Below are 13,849 nucleotides of genomic sequence, written 5' to 3'. Positions count from 1 at the left end.
GTAAGGCCACTCCGTACTAACACGCCTGCGGTCAATATGCAACAATTGGTTTGTTTTGTGGTAATAAAATGAAACATGTGTGCCGTACTTGCTATTTGGGCACCCGTGAATGTTGCCCGCAATGCGTGGTGAGGAGGACACCTTTGGCTTCGATACCCTTCTTCCCTATGAAAACTGGTGCAGCGACCAAAGAGCGATTGGAATGTGGCGAGGCTGGATGTCACTAGCGACTTCGTAAGGTGCGAAACGTTTCGCGCACATGGCGCAGGGGAATTACGCTGAATCGAACCAAGCTTTCATGGGAAAATAAAGCTGCGCGCCATTTCCATACTGATCATCCAGTCGTTGGCGGCATTTGGAGATGAGGTGAATCCAGCATATGAACTCGTGAGCACCCGAATTCGGTTGAGGCGTACTCGGCAACTGTCGAGGGAGGGCATTTGGCAAGAAGAAAATTTTATCGTTTTTCTTTGCAATTCGGGCGGCACATATGTTTCATGGTGACTTAAATAAGCAACGCAATCGCTGCAATTTGAAACTGGTGTGTTTAGGGAAGCGACATGAGCCTCGCAGAATTCGGTGCCAAAATGAGCCGGGAGTTTGAGCAGCTATCGCCTCAAAATCAAAAGGGCGCTGCATACATGATGCGCTTCCCTGAGGACGTCGCGCTGTTGTCGATGCGGGACGTTGCTAAGAAAGCTGGCGTACCTGCCTCAACGCTAGTCAGGCTGGCGCAAGCACTTGGGCATTCAAGCTACGTCGACATCAAGAAGCAGTTTGCAGAGTCCTTGAAAGAGGGGCGTCTGTCCTCGTTCTCGGCCCGCGCTCGAGAGCTGCAAGTCCGAAACGATACGTCTCGCGCTGACAGTCACTATCCGACGATCGTCCATGAACATGAAGCGATACTGGGGGAAATACTCTGCCGAAACGGGCTGGACCGAATTGACTCCTTTGCTCGCCAGCTTTTGGCGGTCGAGAAGCTGTTCATGTTCGGAGTCCGCAGCGCGTTTGCGCCTATGTACCAGTATTTTTATCTGTACCAGATGTTCCGTCAGAACGGCATCCTGGTGAACGACCCTGGTGGCGCTCAAAGCGATTTACTTGGAAAACTTCGAGCAGCAGATGGTTTGCTGCTGGTGAGTTTCAATCCATACGCGCGGGCATCCGTCCATGCAGCACGATTGGCGCAAGAGCTGGGGGCATCGGTATACTTGATCAGCGATAGCCTTGTTTCTCCAGTGGCGGCCCATGCCACCGCCATTCTCACCGTGCCAACATCTATTTCTTCCTTCTTTCCCTCACTCGTCGGTGTGAACGCGCTTCTGGAAGTCGTAGTGGCAAGACAGGTCGTTTTCTGTGGTTCGACGGCGATCGAAGAATTGTCTTCAACTGAGAAGAGGCTGCTCAAACTAGGCGCCTATTGGAATGAAAGGGAAGAGAAGTGACTGCATAGCAATTCGTATGAACAGCTCCTTCATGCCGCCCACGCTGGCGTTGCCTTTGCTCCAGGACCGTCGAGGCCTGGTAGAGCGGCAAGGAAAGAGGCTCCGCAGTTCTCGTCGTTGCCGATCTGGCGGCGAATGTCGCGGACGGTACGGCCGAAATAGATCCTGAGGGTCCGCAAAGCCTTGTTTGGCCCGCGTGAATTGCTTGGCATGGGTGCGACCTGAAAGTCGCATGTATCTCTGTCTCAAAGGAGAAGTACTTTATGTAACCTTACGAAACTGGTTGCTCCATCAGCCATTCCCTACCCGGGCACGCGGCGTTGGCAACAACTCGGTGTGAAGCCTCGGGGACAATGTAGCCACCGGATGCCCGGTACACCGAGCCGCGAGGCAAAAGTGGAAACTGCCAGCACGAAGGCGGTGAGGCGCTAGGGATGAGCGGTTACGGCCAACACATGTGAACTTCCGATAAACGTCGTTAAGCAAAACAAGCCAAACGTGCTGACAGGCTTGGACCAAAAGGTACGCAGCAAGGAATGGCTCCTTCATGCTGAGCCATCATGGACAACGAGCTGCCGGCGAACAGGAAGGGTCCGATCCGCTCTGAGACACATGCGGAACAGGGTAAGCCCATAGCGCTGCCGGAAACGGCAGGCGAACCGTAAGGAACGCTGTTGGCACTGTGGGTAAAGGTTGGCGGAGAAAGCGAACGCCCGGCTGTAATGGACGGGATACGGGCTGCAACATCGCCCGACACGAAAGTGGTCAGACTTCCGCCGGGTCATTCATGGCGAGAGAACATTGACTAATTGCTGTACGAGGAAAAGCAGATGACGGCGATCGATGCGAAAGCAACGAAAGCTGGTGCGTCCCCGCGCGCTGCGCAAATGTGGGACCAGGCGAACTGGTCGCACATTGAAGCAACCGTGAAGCACTTCAAGTGCGTATCGCCAAAGCAACTCGCGAAGGCCGATGGGGCAAGGTGAAAGCCTTGCAACGTTTGCTGACCCGCTCACATGGCGGCGAAATGCTGGCTGTGAAGCGAGTGACAGAAAATCGCGGCAAGAGAACGCCGGGTGTTGACGGTGAAGTCTGGTCAACTCCGGCGGCCAAATGGAAGGGAATGGCGTCGCTTCAACACCATGGTTATCACACGATGCCGTTGCGGCTTGTTTACATCCCCAAGAGTAACGGCAAAAAGCGTCCGCTGGGTATTCCCAGCATGCGGTGCAGGGCGATGTAAGCCTTATGGAAGCTCGCCCTGGAACCCGTGGCCGAGACACTGGCGGACCCGAACTCCTATGGATTTCGGCCCGAGCGCTCGACTGCCGACGCCATCGCTCAGTGCTTCATCACATTGGCCAAGCGCGCTTCGCCAATGTGGATTCTGGAAGGCGACGTTCGGGGTTGTTTCGACAACTTCAGTCACCCCTGGCTTCTGAAGCACATACCGATGCACAAGGAGAGTCTGCGCAAATGGCTTCAAGCCGGAAGAACTTCTGTTCGAGACATCGGCGGGGACCCCGCAACGTAGTATTATTTCGCCGACGATCGCGAACATGGCGTTGGATGGGATTGAGGCAGCAGTATATGCAAGCGTGGGGTCGTCGAAATCCGCGCGCAGCAAGGCTCAGCTCAACGCTATCCGTTATGCGGACGACTTTGTTGTGACCGGCGTCTCGAAAGAGGTGCTCCAACACAGAGTCTTACCTGCGGTCAGAAAATTTCTGGCCAGTCGGGGTCTGGAACTCTCGGAAGAGAAAACCCGGATCACGAACATTACGGAGGGGTTCGACTTTCTAGGTCAGAATGTGCGTAAGTACAGCGGCAAACTACTGATCAAGCCGTCCACGAGGAGCGTCAAGGCGCTCCTCGACAAGATCAGGAAAGTCATCAAGGAAAACGCGAGCGCCACGACCGCAAAGCACTCTCTCGAGTTGTTCGGTGCCACATCATGGTGCTGAAGAAATGGCTTGAGCCGGATGCAGGGCGATCTGCTTGTCCGGTTCTTAGGGAGCGGCGGCGCAGTAATGCGCCGCCGCTACCCGACGCGTAGCGCATGTGCTTGATCAGCGCCAATTTGCCGACCTGGACATAGGTCTGGCGCAGCTTCACGCCGGTCTTCGTCGCCAGCCGCACCAATCGCTCGCGTGCCCGGTGGATTAGCTTGGCGTCGGTCGGGAACATGACGTTCTTCGGCTGCACAGTGGTATCGACGATCACCCGGCGCGTACGGCTTTCCTACAACAGCGCCACCAGCCGCTCCTCGCCCATGCGACCCCGCCAGCGTGTCATCGACGAGCGGTCGAAGGGCAGGTTGTGGCGGAAGAATTCTCGCCGCACAGATATTGGAAATAGGGGTCTCTACCCAGCGGGCGCACAGCTCCTCGTCCGACAGGTTGAACGTGTGCTTGAGGATCGCCAGCCCGGCCATCAGCCGCGTTGGCCGCGGCGGCATGCCGGGACCGTCGCGAGCGCCTCGCTCGAAGCGCCGCTTCAAGAGCGGCCAGTCGATCGCCTGCGCCAGCCCAGCCGGGCGCGGAACAGATCCTGCTCCCCGTTCCGCGCCGCTCGCCTCGATATCGCCGCTCCTCAATTCGCCGCCGACCGAAACAAGTGAATCACGCCTCGCCGAAGCAGTAAACCGCAAAATCATATTGCAAAAAAGCGCCCTCAGCGAGCGCCTTTCTTGCAACAATGCGCCGCATGAAAATGGAAATTACCGAGCAATGTCAAGGACCTACGGATAGTTCAGGGATGACAAGTACGTCAAGTGCACCGGCCGAAAACCGAGGTCTGGAAAGACAGTCGTGATGAAGCACCGACCGCGTTCGATGTCGATTTCAAAAATCGAGAGCTCTATCCCCTTGTCGCCCTTTCGCCTTTACGTTGAAGTTTTCTCCTGCTCCAGCAAGACTTCCTCCTCAGGGTCGTTCCCCGCCCAAAAAGTCGCCGTTGGGTTCATCGGATAGAACTCGTCGGGTACGTGAGTAAACTTTAGATTCGTGAAGCCATATGCGGCCGGTCCCGGTTCGTCGACCGCAATAATATCGGCAAAGACGCTAGAGAATGCCGCCCGGAAATGGTTCTTCGCTTTGACCGCAAGCAGTTTGATCTTCGAGAAGTCGATCCCATTCACCCGATAGAAGCCAGGATCAGTAACTGCATGGCGAACTGTTGCCAGCACGATCTCTACGTTTCCGCTCTTCACAACTGCCGTTGGGCCATAGGACCTCCTTGCGCCGGTGCATTGCGGTCCCTCATTGTTGAACGAGCAATCTTCGATAAGCCGAACGACTTCGACTTCACACTCAACTGGAGGACCATATTCCGGAGTTAGTCGGCCACCTAGCCTCGCCCGAAACCGAGCTCCGATACCGGCCTTATGGCATCGCTCGACGAGTTCCGGATCCAACAGAAAGCAAAACGCCGTTGGGATCGCAAGGTCCGCATCAAGTATTGCTCGCAGTTGCGAAGGGGTATCCGCGATGCCGCCTGAGTCCGGATTGTCTGCATTGTCGGCGATGGCGATCGGGTAACGAGTTGTATTTGCAATGCTTTGCAACGCTTCCTTGGTCGACGGGAGAGGAACGAAGAACTGCTCTTTAAGGGACCACAGTTTCCCGGCAACATCGCGCGCTACCCGATGGGCAAGAGCAGGGTCGTTGTCCGTGTACACCATGCAGCAGGCGCCCGACATAGTGCAATCGCCGTAGGGAAATCCGCCATAGACTGTAACATCCAGAGCGCCTTGCTGCTGCTCGACGAGAGCAGCATAGGATACCACTTCCCGCATCGGACCGTCGGTGGTTCGCATGTTTGCACTCGGCAGAAGGAGCGGCAGCTTGACAATGGCGCCCGTCGGACGAATGTCGCCGCGTACGGTGCTTAACAAGAGTCTCAGCACCTTCGCGGCGACCTGTTTAATGTCGATGTGCGGATGGGTCTTGTACCCCGCCGCAATCGTCGCGAGGTGGGCAAGCTCGGGGTCGAGATTTGCATGCATGTCGAACGAAACTCCTATCGGCACATCGGGAAGGATCGTTCTGATGGCACGAAGCACTTCCAATTCCGCCGAGCGACCACCCTCGACCGTAGCGGCGCCGTGGAGGCAAAGGTATAGGGCATCCCAAGTGTCAGCTTTAATGTCGGCAACAAGTTCGTCGCGGACTGCCGAGAAGCAAGCATTCGTTACATCACCGCAAGGGGAAGCTGAAGCAAGACGGAAAAATGTGACTTGCCATTCGGTGTGAGTTTCAAGAAAGCTGAAAACGGCGCCCAACTCGGTGTCAGAATTCTGCTCGATCTTGGCTGCGTCGTGACCTCTCGCCCACTGGCCCTCGGCGAATATCTTTTGGTCACATTTGTTTAGCGCAAACGAGTTTGCCTCGTGCACCAACTGGAAGACACCCAGCTTCATTTTTTTACCGGTGGCCACCGGCTGGTGGTTGGCAGTTCCAACGCTCATTAGATAACCCTCTTCCCTTTGTCTGCAGCCCATGAATCGACCCGGGCACTTGCCGTCTTCACGCCGGCGTCTACCGCTAACCTCAGCCGTTCGACGATCTCGTGCAGTTCCGTGGTGTCCGCCGTAGCCGACGGAGCGAGAAGGACATGGTCGCCAAGCGTTCCATCAACCGTTCCGCCGCCGGGATAGATCAGGAGCCCTCGGGTGAATGCACTGCGTTTAATGAGCTCATTCAACCCCGAGTTGGCAGGGAATGGTTCTTTGGTGGCGCGGTTCCTAACAAGTTCGATTGCCCAGAACAGTCCGCGTCCTCGGATGTCGCCCACATGCGGATGGCTGGCAAAAGCCTGCTTCAATAGGGCCTCAAGTGCTCGTCCCTTGGCGACAACGTCTTCTAGGAATCCGTCCTGCGTGAGAATCGCCAGCGCCTCAAGGGCGACTGCGCATCCTACTGGATGACCCATAAAGGTGTGGCCACCCTTTAGTGCGCCCGACCCGGCCTTAATGGCACCCACGATCTTGTCGCCGACCAGTACCGCACTAATCGGTTGTACGCCGCCACCGAGAGCCTTGCCGCAGGTAGCTATATCAGGACGAACGCCTTCCCACTCAAAAGCGAACAGCTTTCCGCTGCGTCCCATCCCGCACATTATTTCGTCCAGGATCAGAAGAACTCCATGCTTGTCGCAAATCTTCGCGATCTCCTGGAGATAGCCTTTTGGGGGAGTGAGCGCACCCGCGGTCGCGCCTCCGATCGTTTCGGCAATAAACCCGATTACGGTTCCAGCTGGCTGCGCTGACAATTCAGCGTCGAGCTCCCGGGCTGCCCGCATGGCGTATTCTTCTTCACTTTCGCCCGCCAAACCGTGTCGGTAGAAGTTGCATTCCGAGATGGCGGATACGTCAAACAACAGCGGCCGAAAATCGTGACGGCGTTTAACATTATACCCAACCGACAAGGCTCCGATCGTATTGCCATGGTAGCTTTGCCGCCGGGTAATGAAGCGGCTTCGTCGCACTTCGCCCTTCTCGACGAAGTACTGTCGCGCGATTTTCAGCGCTACCTCGACCGCTTCTGAGCCACCGCTTAAACACAATGCGTGCGAGAAGGCACCCTTGGATGCTTCTGTCAGCTTTTGGGCGAGCTGCTCGTATGCTTTATTGGTGAAGAAACTGGTGTGGACGTAATCGAGAGACTGCAACTGACGGATCGCAGCCTCAATAAGCCGTCGGTTCGCATGTCCAAAAAGGCTCACGGCAGCGCCCCCACAGGCATCCAAGTAGACGTTGCCGGCAGCGTCCTCGATTGTCCCGCCGCTTGCTGTTGAGGCTACGATGGGCGCTTCGCCCAAGGTGCGATGAAGTACGTAGGTCACGATCTTTTCCCTTCAGTCCAGTCGGCCCCTAACTGGGACAGCCGTTTGTCAGTTTGCAGCCAATTCGTCGATCGCCGTCGCGCCTCCAAAAGACAACGTGCCTCAGCACGACGCCGACTAAGGGAGCAAAGAAGCAGAAAATCGGCGTTGGCGCCGTGAGAATGTGGGAGACGTGGGCCCTACGGGTGAAACAAGGCTGTGTCGCTGATCAAGTATGCCGGCCTTCCTGTCGACATCCCGAATAGACAGAATCGGGACGTCCGCACTGAATCGCGTCATGTTCGCAGTCTTCGATTTGAGGCGACGTTGCTCATACTCCTGATTCATTTTGGCACCGGTTCCGCGAGGCTCATGTCCCTACTTCTAGCAGACCAGTCTCTACGGCGCAACAATTGTTTTATTTATGAGTTCATTTTCGAAACGTCTGCGCCGAGACGATGTCGCCGCATCCTGGCAAATCCGAAGCGGACAAATCTGGCAGTGACGCGAGCCGAAGACGAGCGCGCCGCACGTTCGACCGTTTGGAAGAGATGGTGCGACCAGCAGGGGTCGATTCCGGCTGGGGCGAAATGACAGTGCGCCGGGAGACCGGCAAGGAGTAGATGGTGCAAGTCCGTCACGATGGAGGAGTAGCAATCCGACCGGGAAAGACGGTGTGAGCCAGGTGTTCGAGGATGCGATCATCGCCAGGCAGTTGGGGTTTTTCGAGGGGGAAGCGGTGTTCCGAATAGCGCGGAGGAGGTGCAGATCTGCACTGCTACAACGGTATTTATCCGCCTGTTTGCACTGGCGAAAATTGATCTAGCCCTCTATAAGGGCGGGTAGGGCGGTACGCGCTGCCCGGGGTGTGGAAACCCCTATCTGGCGGTTGATGCCGGCCGTTGCGGCATCAGAATCCTCTGGCTTTCGGCCGGTGGGCCTGCGACGCATGTCCAGGTGCTCCGGTGCTAAAGGTCGCAGGACTGTCCAGGTACAGTTTCCAACCCCCGGCTTGGGATCAGGGATTAGGTTTGCGGGGGCGTACCGCGGACATATCCAAGGTTGGAAATAAGATGGATTCGGAAGATGCTGCGTTGATAGAAAAGCTCGAACTTCGACCGGTGTTCGGGTTGACGCAAGGGTTGCCCACGGCTGATCTAGAAACCCTAACCATCGACGCCATCCGGCAACACAGGCTCTTGGTCGACAAGGCTGATGAGCTCTACCAGGCACTTCCGGAAGACTACCAGGACGGTAGAGCGACTGGCGGAGCGCAGCATCTCAAATACATCGAGGCCAGCATCGAGATGCACGCGCAAATGGCCGCGTTAAACACGCTTCTCACCATTCTCGGTTATATCCCGAAAGTGACGGTGAACTGATCGTCAGATCAGCTTCCTCCGGATCGCGGTTGCCGTCAGGTGCGCTATGGTGTGCACGTTGAATTGCTTGCGGGCATGTTCGATTTTAACGCGCACGCTGTTGTATTTGACGCCTTCAAGATCTGCGACCTCCTCCATCGTCTTGCCATCAGCGATCCAGCTCAGATAGCTGGCTCCCTTAGGATCAAGGCGCAACGCCTCTTCGGCCGTTGGGGTCGGGCCGGAAAACCGAATGCGCGTATGGAGCTGCGCGACAGCTGCGGCTGCCGCGACCGGATCAATCTCACGATCGATGTCGATTGCCTGCTTCGACGAGGCAAGTGTGAACATAGCCAGCGCGCCGTGTGCGATTCTAACAGGAATTGTGATGCCCGAGCGGATGCCGAAGTCGGCTGCAAGCGAGAAGAACGACTGCTCCTCTGGAGAAAGCCGTGGTCTATCCCATTCGCTGCTCCAGACGAATACCCGCTTCAGTGTTTGCGCTCGCTTGATGACCGGGTCGAGTTTGTTGAACCTGCGCCTGAAGTATTCCGCCTGCCACTCGGGATGGTAGCTCGAGAGCGCGCTCGCGTGGCTTGGCTGGATGTTGATATAGGCGTAGCCTTCAAAACCGGCCGTCTTGGTGACCTTGCCCAGTGCCTCTTTCACGACCTGTTCGTCGCCAGGAATCGCAGCGAGATCGGTCAGCTTGTCCAGCCAGTGCTGCATATATGACTCTCCTTCAAATAATGGCACATTCCAAGTCACTTCGTTGGGCCAGGATTTCGGGACACAATCCAATCCCGGCCTTCAGCAGCCCGTCCTCGATCTCTTTGCCTTGTGCGAGGTAATTGCGCCGAAGGGGTCTCGTGAGCCCGCTATGCAAGGCTCCCTATTGTGATTGAGGCGTGCAATCTCCCGAAAGCCGTTTGAATGAGGGATTATGCTGTCCGGCAATCACATTCAAGGGCGCGGGCAAACCCACGCCCTCGCCCGAATCGACAATCTCATAAGGTTGGTGTGTTGAAAAAACGGCGAATCCGCACGCGGCAACCGCCGCGCCTGAGTGCTCGGAATTGAAATCATCACAGGCATCTTTCCAAAGCGCAACAAGAGCTTTTAGCGCGTTCCCTATCAAGATCACTCTCCGATCTACCATCCAAGGTCAGGTGCGTTCGGGCCACCCTTTTTCAAGCGTCGCCAACATCGTGGCATACGCCTCTCGGATGTCACTTTTGAGCGCTCCGCTAGCACCTTCTCCATCCCCTGCAGCAAGACATGCGACAACTTCGGAATGGTGCTTGTGTCCGTGCTGCAACGTCTTCCCGGCCGTCAGCAAGTGAAGCAGCGGGCCGCTTTGAAGCCAAAGAATTTCAATGGTTTTCAGGAGGATCTCGTTCTGTGAAAGAGCGTAAAGTGTAAAGTGAAACGACTGATTAATCTTTAGATACGCGCGTGCGTCGAACTCCTTAGAGCGCTCAAGCTCGTCCAACTTTGAGTTAAGGGTCGCCAGTTTCGCAATGTCGGCCGACGTACAATGGTTTGCTGCCCACTCGACTGCCTGACCTTCATTGACCAAACGGACCGCCAAAAGATCGTGGATCTGCTTATCAGTTAGTCTGGGTATGCGAACGGAGCGACGGGGAGCCTGCTCAAGGGCACCCGCTACGACAAGACGGTTCAGAGCTTCGCGTATGGGCATATGACTTGTCCCAAACACGCTAGCAAGTTCCTCAAGCCTCATTGGCTGCCCTGGCTGAAACTCTCCCGCCATAACCGCGTGCTTCAACTCCGAGTAGACATGGTCCAGTGTTGAACTGGGTGGCACCTCGCGGAGTGGGGGTACTTTGAACTTAGTGATGGTGGACATCCTTGATGAGAGCGGCCTAATCGCTTCGCAAGCGCTTCTAAATCGAATCTACAGGTCAAATAGCGACGAAACTTGATCAAATGTCAAGAAAATCAACTCCGTCCATCGGTGATTTGCAGACCCGCCGCAGAACCAAAAAAGCAATAATCTCGCTTTAGAAACAACGACTGTGCGCCGTTCGTCACCGACGTTGTGCCCGACCCACTGTTTTGCGTTGACAAACGATTGAATCTGGATAGGCTGATCCTTGATCAAAGATCAATAAGGGAACAGCTTGATCGCCCGGGCAGTCGGTTTGAGAACTGGCTGCGCTAATCCACGACGGATCCCGTTGGCTGGAGTACGGATGCTTGCGCAGTTCCCGACACACGGAGAGCTAAGCGTATGAATAATGACGTCTTCATCACATGTGCCGTCACGGGCGCGGGGGATAATTTCAAGAAGAACCCCAACGTGCCAATAGCGCCGGAGGCGATCGCGAGAGACGTGCTTGCAGTGGCAGATGCTGGTGCAGCAATTGCGCACATACATGTCCGCGACCCCGAGACCGGTGTTGGCAGCCGGCGTACCGATCTCTACAAGGCCGTCATTGAACTTGTTCGCGAAAAGAACAACGACATCATCATCAACACCACCGCGGGCATGGGAGGCGATCTGACGTTCGGCGCAGACGACCCCTATGCGTTCGTAGCCAAAGAAAGCGATCTCGTTTCCCAGAAGGAGCGATTGGTGCATGTCGAGGCCCTGAGGCCCGACATCTGCACGCTGGATTGCGGGAGCTACAACGTAGGATCCGGCAACCTCGTTTACATCAGCACCTCCGAACAGATCCGCCAAGGCGCGGAGATGATTAGGGCCTTCGGCGTCAAGCCTGAACTGGAAGTGTTCGATCTCGGTCACATGCAGCTTGCGATGGACCTTCTCGAGAAGGGCTATTTCGATGGCAGCGCGATGGTTCAGTTCTGCCTGGGTGTTAACTACGGTGCGCCTGCCACGACAACATCAATGAAGGCTTTCGTCGACATGGCGCAGGGCAAGGATGTCGTATGGTCTGCTTTTGGTGTTGGGCGAATGCAGTTGCCTATGGTCGCCCAGGCTGTGATCCTCGGCGGTAACGTCCGCGTCGGCCTTGAAGACAATATCTGGCTGAAAAAGGGTGAACTTGCGACCAACGTGGCTCTTGTCGACCGAGCCAAAACGATCATTGAAGCGATGGGCGCAAAGGTTATGAGCTCCAGTGCTGCCCGCGACCGGCTTGGCCTTAAGGCAGGTGCGTAATGGTGAGCCTTTCCAACCAGCGTGCCATAGTGACTGCCGGAGCGAGTGGGATTGGACGCGTTGTCGCTCGTACGCTTCATTCGACTGGAGCTAATGTTGCAGTATGCGACATCAGTGAGGCGGCGCTTGAGTCTTTCAGCAGAGAGAACCCCAAGATCGCGGCTTATCAGTGCGACGTTCGCGACGCCGAGGCGGTCGCATCCGTCACTGAAGAAATGATCACGACCCTTCAGGGTGTCGACATTTTGGTCAACAACGCGGGGATCGCCGGGCCGACGAAAAATGTTGAAGACATCAGCCCGACGCAGTGGGACGAGACGGTTGTCGTCAACCTCAATGCGCAGTTCTATTTCTGCCGGAACGTGATCCCTCACCTAAAACGCCAGAAATCGGGAAGCATTATTAATCTATCGTCGGCCGCTGGACGGCTCGGGTTTCCATACCGGACACCATACGCGGCCGCAAAATGGGGCGTGATTGGTTTTACGGAGTCTCTCGCTATGGAATTGGGCGAGTTTAACATCCGCGTGAACTCGATTCTGCCCGGATCGGTGAACGGTGATCGTATGAACCGCGTCATTGCCGAACGCGCTAAGCTCTTAGGTATCTCTGAAGAGGCTGCGTGGGCCGACGAGCTCAAGAACATCTCCATGCATAAGATGATCGACCCTGAGGAAATCGCCGACCTCATCGCCTTTGTATGCTCGCCGTCAGGGCGCTCGATTTCGGGCCAGTCACTCGGCATTTGCGGAAACATGGAGGTCATCCGCTAGACCACAACTTCAACTCAAGCAAAAGGGGAACTACAAAATGGTTACGCGCAGTATTCTCGCGGCAGTCGCCGCTCTCACAATAGCCACAATGGCGCACGCCGACGCGATCAAGGTCGGCGTGATCACGCCCCAGTCGGGGCCCTGTGCCCAGTACGGCATCCCCATCACACGCGGTGTCGAGATGTGGGCCGACGAGTTGAACAAGAAAGGAGGCATTACTGATGCTTCCGGCAAGCAGCATACAATCGAAGTGCATGCATACGATAACAACTGCTATACGCCCGGTGATGAGCTTGCCTCTGCCCGCCGTGCTGTGCAGGACGACAGCGTGCAGTTCCTTCTCCAGACGTGGACCCCTGCGGCTCGCAAGGCAATCGCCTCCTTCGTGACCGAAAACAAAGTCCTCACCATGACCTACGGCGGGGGCTATCTGAGCAAGCAGTTCCCATACCTTATTGGTGCAATCACTGGCGCGCCCGCCAACTACATGCATGTCGCGGCATATGTGGTTGAACACCATCCCGAGGTCAAGAAAGTTGCCATCCTGGTGCCCGATGCCTCATACGGCCATACGGCTGCGGCATACTTCAAAGCCGGCTTGGCGCCATACAGTGATCGCATCGAGATCGTCTACGAAACCCCCTACGACATGGCTATGGCGAGCGACATTATGGGGGTCGTGACACCCGTTGCCGCTGCCCAACCAGACCTCGTTCTTGAACTTGGATTCCCTCCGGGCCAGCAGGCTTTGATGGTCGAAGCAATGCAACAGCTTGGCTACAAGGGACTGTTTGCCAGCGAAGGGTGGTCTTTGAAGTTCCTGTTGGAACGCCTTGCTCCCGAGGATATCGCAAACCGGTTCTTCAGTGCTTACGCGATCGATGCGCAGCTAAAAGGACAAGACGAGCGTCTTGATGCTCTTTTCGCCGAATACGCGAAGAAGTACGGTGAGGCGGATTGGACTTACCTGACGTCGATGGCTTACGCATCGATGACGACGCTTGAACCGGGTATAAAGGCTGCGAAAACCCCAGATGGTGCGTCGGTTCTCGCTGCCTTGAAAAGCGGCCCAACGGTTGAACATCCGATATTCGGGACCTCTCCTTGGGGTGGAGTGGACATCTACGGCGTCAATAACCTGCTGACGACGCCGATGCCGATCTACCAGATCGACGAAATCGGCAAAGCGATCAAGCGGGATGACATAGTGGACACGGCCTCGTGGTGGGAGAAGAACAAGGCTTCCGCGCTCCCCGCACTTGAAGCGACCGATCAGGTGACCAAGGACTGATCAAGTTT

Annotated in this window: 9 protein-coding genes and 4 pseudogenes; 7 read left to right on the top strand and 6 right to left on the bottom strand. The window is 56.1% G+C overall.

The window, feature by feature from the left end; genetic code table 11:
• Positions 1–560: 560 nt before the first annotated feature.
• Positions 561–1,445, top strand: coding sequence for a MurR/RpiR family transcriptional regulator (locus QMO80_RS32590; RefSeq protein WP_283201835.1), 885 nt, complete (start codon positions 561–563; stop codon positions 1,443–1,445).
• A 16-nt stretch (positions 1,446–1,461) separates the two neighbouring features.
• Here QMO80_RS32590 and QMO80_RS32585 read toward each other — a convergent pair.
• Positions 1,462–1,658: pseudogene (locus QMO80_RS32585) on the bottom strand (IS5/IS1182 family transposase); the annotation flags it as partial.
• Between the two features lie 674 nt (positions 1,659–2,332).
• Here QMO80_RS32585 and QMO80_RS32580 point away from each other — a divergent pair.
• A pseudogene (locus tag QMO80_RS32580) lies at positions 2,333–3,355 on the top strand (reverse transcriptase domain-containing protein); the annotation flags it as partial.
• Positions 3,356–3,494: 139 nt separating this feature from the next.
• Here the strand turns inward: QMO80_RS32580 and QMO80_RS32575 are convergent.
• From QMO80_RS32575 to QMO80_RS32565, 3 genes and pseudogenes are all read right to left on the bottom strand, one after another.
• Positions 3,495–3,972: pseudogene (locus QMO80_RS32575) on the bottom strand (transposase); the annotation flags it as partial.
• 357 nt (positions 3,973–4,329) lie between these two features.
• A complete protein-coding gene (locus tag QMO80_RS32570) occupies positions 4,330–5,913 on the bottom strand; it encodes a M81 family metallopeptidase (protein WP_283201834.1) in 1,584 nt (527 codons plus the stop codon).
• Positions 5,913–7,289: an aspartate aminotransferase family protein gene (locus tag QMO80_RS32565; protein ID WP_283201833.1), complete on the bottom strand. Its 1,377-nt coding sequence runs from the start codon at positions 7,287–7,289 to the stop codon at positions 5,913–5,915. The genes QMO80_RS32570 and QMO80_RS32565 overlap by 1 nt, the downstream gene beginning before the upstream one ends.
• Before the next feature lie 634 nt (positions 7,290–7,923).
• On the opposite strand from QMO80_RS32565, the pseudogene QMO80_RS32560 reads away from it, so the two are divergent.
• Together QMO80_RS32560 and QMO80_RS32555 are read left to right on the top strand one after the other, a co-directional pair.
• Positions 7,924–8,016, top strand: a pseudogene (locus QMO80_RS32560) (conjugal transfer protein TraH); the annotation flags it as partial.
• A gap of 325 nt (positions 8,017–8,341) precedes the next feature.
• On the top strand, positions 8,342–8,650 hold the full coding sequence (locus QMO80_RS32555) for a transcriptional repressor TraM (protein WP_283201832.1): 309 nt from the start codon (positions 8,342–8,344) through the stop codon (positions 8,648–8,650).
• A gap of 3 nt (positions 8,651–8,653) precedes the next feature.
• On the opposite strand, the gene traR is transcribed toward QMO80_RS32555, so the two are convergent.
• Together traR and QMO80_RS32545 are read right to left on the bottom strand one after the other, a co-directional pair.
• Positions 8,654–9,358 (bottom strand): transcriptional regulator TraR, encoded by a 705-nt coding sequence (gene traR, locus QMO80_RS32550; protein ID WP_283201831.1) that lies wholly within the window; start codon positions 9,356–9,358, stop codon positions 8,654–8,656.
• 436 nt (positions 9,359–9,794) lie between these two features.
• Entirely contained in the window at positions 9,795–10,403 is a 609-nt protein-coding gene (locus tag QMO80_RS32545) for a GntR family transcriptional regulator (RefSeq protein ID WP_283201830.1), read from the bottom strand.
• A 480-nt stretch (positions 10,404–10,883) separates the two neighbouring features.
• Between QMO80_RS32545 and QMO80_RS32540 the strand changes: the two genes are divergently transcribed.
• The 3 genes from QMO80_RS32540 to QMO80_RS32530 are packed head-to-tail and all read left to right on the top strand — an operon-like array spanning position 10,884 to position 13,841.
• Positions 10,884–11,777, top strand: a complete 894-nt coding sequence (locus QMO80_RS32540; RefSeq protein WP_127758529.1) for a 3-keto-5-aminohexanoate cleavage protein — start codon at positions 10,884–10,886, stop codon at positions 11,775–11,777.
• The gene (locus QMO80_RS32535; RefSeq protein ID WP_127758528.1) at positions 11,777–12,550 is read left to right on the top strand and encodes an SDR family oxidoreductase; all 774 of its coding nucleotides are present in this window, start codon (positions 11,777–11,779) and stop codon (positions 12,548–12,550) included. Before QMO80_RS32540 ends, QMO80_RS32535 begins: the two co-directional genes overlap by 1 nt.
• A gap of 37 nt (positions 12,551–12,587) precedes the next feature.
• Positions 12,588–13,841 carry an ABC transporter substrate-binding protein gene (locus QMO80_RS32530; RefSeq protein WP_127758527.1) on the top strand — a complete coding sequence of 418 codons (1,254 nt, stop codon included), beginning with the start codon at positions 12,588–12,590 and terminating at the stop codon, positions 13,839–13,841.
• Positions 13,842–13,849: the final 8 nt, after the last annotated feature.

Origin of the sequence: Rhizobium sp. BT03 (assembly GCF_030053155.1) — a bacterium.
GTDB lineage: Bacteria > Pseudomonadota > Alphaproteobacteria > Rhizobiales > Rhizobiaceae > Rhizobium.
This window is presented reverse-complemented; position numbering and strand designations above follow the sequence as displayed.